Source organism: Microcoleus sp. PH2017_28_MFU_U_A, from assembly GCF_020738035.1.
In the GTDB taxonomy this organism is placed as follows: Bacteria; Cyanobacteriota; Cyanobacteriia; order Cyanobacteriales; family Microcoleaceae; genus Microcoleus.
This window is the reverse complement of record NZ_JAEQCX010000219.1, coordinates 1-4,095: the sequence shown is the minus strand read 5'-3', so window position 1 is coordinate 4,095 and position 4,095 is coordinate 1. Positions and strand designations below refer to the sequence as shown.

Annotated in this window: 1 protein-coding gene and 1 pseudogene; both read left to right on the top strand. The window is 44.6% G+C overall.

The genetic code is table 11. The features are described 5' to 3' along the window. Positions 1-41 precede the first annotated feature (41 nt). Positions 42-1,061: a DUF6531 domain-containing protein gene (locus tag JGK14_RS33805; RefSeq protein WP_325316009.1), complete on the top strand. Its 1,020-nt coding sequence runs from the start codon at positions 42-44 to the stop codon at positions 1,059-1,061. 34 nt (positions 1,062-1,095) lie between these two features. Continuing rightward, positions 1,096-4,095, top strand: a pseudogene (locus JGK14_RS33800) (putative Ig domain-containing protein); the annotation flags it as partial.

Below are 4,095 nucleotides of genomic sequence, written 5' to 3'. Positions count from 1 at the left end.
TCGGGCGACTCGATACAGAAAAAACTTATCTTTAACCAAGCTTGAATATATTGATCGCTCCTGCTCTTGGTTGGCAATCAATTATTCAGCAAGCCCTAACTATCAACGGCACTCCTGTAGTCATAGATGCACAGGGCAAAGCAACTGTCAAGTTAAATAACTTAACTCCCATCACGGCAATTGCGACAGCTAAAGATGCCGCCGGAAATGTAGGAAATGCGACTCAAGTTGTCAGGGCGATTGATACTAGCGATGTCAACGCGCCAATTATCAACATCAGTTTAGAAGATGATGTTGATGTTTCTGCACCTCTGGTAATTCGAGGTACGATAACTGACAGTAATTTGGATTACTATACTTTGTCAGTAGCCTCGGTTGGTAGCAGTCAATTTAAGGAAGTTTATCGGGGAACTACTGCTGTCAGCAACGGAACGGTTGCGACATTTGACCCGACTGTTTTGGCTAACGGCGCTTACGTTCTAAAATTCACTGCATTCGATGCTAACGGTAACGGTTCGACTACGGAAAGGACGGTGAATGTTGCGGGGGATTTGAAGTTGGGTAATTTCCGGTTATCGTTTACTGATTTATCTGTTCCAGTGGCGGGAATTCCGATTAATGTAACTCGAACTTACGATTCTTTGAATGCGAATTCTAGCGATGATTTCGGCTACGGCTGGCGGATGGAGTTCCGGGATACGGATTTGAAGACTTCGCTAAAAGCTGACCCGACTTATGAGGAGTTGGGGATAAATACTGTTCCTTTTGACAGCAAGACTAAGGTGTTTATTACGCTTCCGGGTGGGAAGCGGGAAACCTTTACTTTTAAGCCGACTCCGCATCATCTGAATCAGTATTTAGGAGGGGCTGGGCCGGGTGCTCAGATGTTTAAGCCTGCTTTTGAGTCTCAGAAGGGTTCGACGATGACTCTGACGGTTAAGGATGCGAATTTAGTACGGAATGATTACGGCGAGTATTACGGGGTAAACGCACAGCCTTTCAATCCCGAAAATCCTGCTTTTGGTGGGGTTTATGTGTTGACTACTAAGGAGGGATTTTAGCGATGCTGGGATTAAGAGTAGTACGGGTAAGTCGGTGACTTTTGAGAGGGATGTGGCTGGGAGGATTGTTGGTGTTGTTGACCCGGATGGGAAGAAGGTTCAGTATCAGTATGATAGTAAAGGAGATTTGGTTCGGGTTAAGGATAGGGAGAATAATACTACAACGTTTAAGTATGAAGCTGTTAATAATCCTCACTTTTTGACTGAGGTGATTGATTCTCTTGGAAGGACTGGGGTGAAGACTGCATATGATGATTCTGGTCGTCTTACGCGCATGATTGATGGGAATGGGGAAAGGGTTGAGTTGGTTTATGACCCGAATAATTCGATTCAGAAGGTTAAGGATGTTTTTGGTAAGGAGACTACTTATGTTTATGACAGTCGCGGGAATGTTTTAACTGAGATTGACCCGTTAGGGAAGAGGATTGATAGGACTTTTGATGGGGATAATAACGTTCTGACTGAGACGGTTATTACCTCCGAGTTAAATGCTGCTGGGAATCCGGTTGAGGTGCAACAAAAGACTGAATGGACTTACGATGCGAAGGGAAATAAGTTAACTGAAAAAGACCCGTTAGGCAACATCAGTCGCTGGACTTATAACAGTCGGGGACAGGTTTTGACTGAAACCGACGCTTTGGGGAATACTGCGACTTATACTTATTCTCCGAGTGGGAATTTGCTGACGACTAAGGATGCGAAGGGGAATGTTAGTAAGTTCAGCTACGATTTGCGGGGAAATCTTCTCACTCTTACTGATGCAGCGAACAAAGTTACTAACTTTACCTACGATGGTTCGGGTAACGTGCTTTCAGTGAAGGATGCTTTAGGAAATACAACAACTTACACTTACGACAGCAGCGGCAACCGCAAAACTGAAACTCGTACTGTTACTACTCCTTCGGGCGTGCAAACTTTAGTTAGTAAATCGGATTACGACAGCAACGGCAAAATCAGGTTTGCGACTGATGCTGAGAACAAGGTGACAGAATACAGGTATGATGCTAATGGAAATCAAATTGCTGTCATTGATGCCCGCAACAACAAAACCGAGTACCGCTACGATAGTAAAGGTCAGTTAGTCGAGACGATTTATCCCGACAATACGCTTACCAACCCCGCCGACAATCCGAGGGAGATTAACATTTACGATAAGGGCGGACGTTTGCGGGCTACAATTGACCCAGATAAGCAAACCACGCATTACAATTACGATGATGCTGGGCGGTTGGTTGAGATAATTTATGCCGATGGAGTCGATTCTATCGCGCAATTAATCAGCGTTCTCGCTCCGAATCAAACTCCTGCTACAATTGACTGGACGCAGGTAATTTATCCCTCGGTTTCGCCTGCTTTCTTGGCGAACAATCCCCGCAGCAAAACTGAGTATTACAAAAACGGTGATGTCAAAGCTGAGATTGACGAACGGGGAAATCGCACCGAATACCGTTACGATAATAACGGGCGGTTGGTAGAGGTAATTTATCCCGACGATACTCCCAGCAATCTGACTGATAATCCTCGCACTAAGACAGAATACGATAATGCGGGACGGACTGTTGCGAGTATTGATGCTAAAGGCAGGATAACTCGCTACGAGTACGATAATTTGGGACGGTTGGTAAAAACAATTTATCCCGATTCTACTCCCAACAATTTGTTAGATAATCCGACAAATCGCACCGAATACGATAGTTTGGGACGCCGCATTTCTGCTACTGATGCTGCTGGTAAAACAGTCAAGTATGAGTACGATGCGTTGGGTAGATTGACTGCTGTTATCCAGACTTTGAATCAGTCGGGAACTAATCCGATTAATCTGAGAACCGAGTACGGTTACGATGAAGCTGGGCGGTTGATTTGGCAGGAGGATGCTTCGGACGACCGCACTAAGTTTGAATACGATAAAAACGGGCGTCGGGTTGCTGTTGAGTTGCCGTTAGCTCAAAGGTCAAGAACTACTTATGATGAGGTGGGAAATGTCAAGACTGTAACTGATTTTAACGGCAATACTGTTACTTACGGTTACGATGCTGAAAATCGCTTGACATCCAAGCAGTTCTCTGTTGTTGGGCAATCTCCTGTTACGTTTACCTATACTCCTAGCGGGCAGATTAAGACTGTTGTTGATGGGCGGGGAACGACTACTTTTAATTACGATGAATTGGGAAGGTTGGTTTCGAGAAAAGACCCGGACGGCCCTTATTTGGCAAGCGGGGCGACGATTGAATACAAGTACGATGCGGCAGGAAATCGAACTGAGATAAGGACTTCTGCGGGTGTTACTCAGTATGGCTATGATGAACAGAATCGCTTGAAGAAAGTTACCGATCCGGATAACAGTGAGACGAAATATTTCTATGATGCTGTGGGGAATTTATCGAGAACCGAGTTGCCGAATGGGGTTGTTGAAACTCGGACTTACGATGAGTTGAATCGGTTGAAGTTGTTGGCTTATCAACGGAATGGGGTGACGCTTCAAAGCTTTGATTATAGTCTTGATTTGGTTGGTCATCGCAAGGTTATTACGGAACAGAACGGGCGTAAGGTTGAGTATGAATATGATGATTTGTATCGGTTGACAAAGGAGACAATTACTGATTCTGTTAATGGGAACCGCACGGTTAATTACGGTTACGATGCTGTGGGGAATCGGTTGACTAAGACTGATTCTGTTGCTGGGGTGACGAGTTATGTTTATGACGGTAATGACAGGTTGTTGAGGGAGGAATTGCGGCAGAATGGTGTTTTAGTGAAATCGACTGAGTATCGTTATGATGCGAATGGGAATACTACTCGCAAGATTGAAAACGGTACTCAAGAGACGGTTTATACTTGGAATCTTGAGAAACGTTTGGTTGGTGTTCAAACTTCGGCTGGTGAGAATATTAGTTATGCTTACGATGTCGATGGGGTGAGGGTTAGTAAGACTGTTAATGGGGTGAAGACTGAGTTTTTGGTTGATAAGAATCGGGATTATGCTCAGGTTTTGGAGGAGAGTGTTAATGGTGTAGTTGCTGCTAGTTATGTTTAT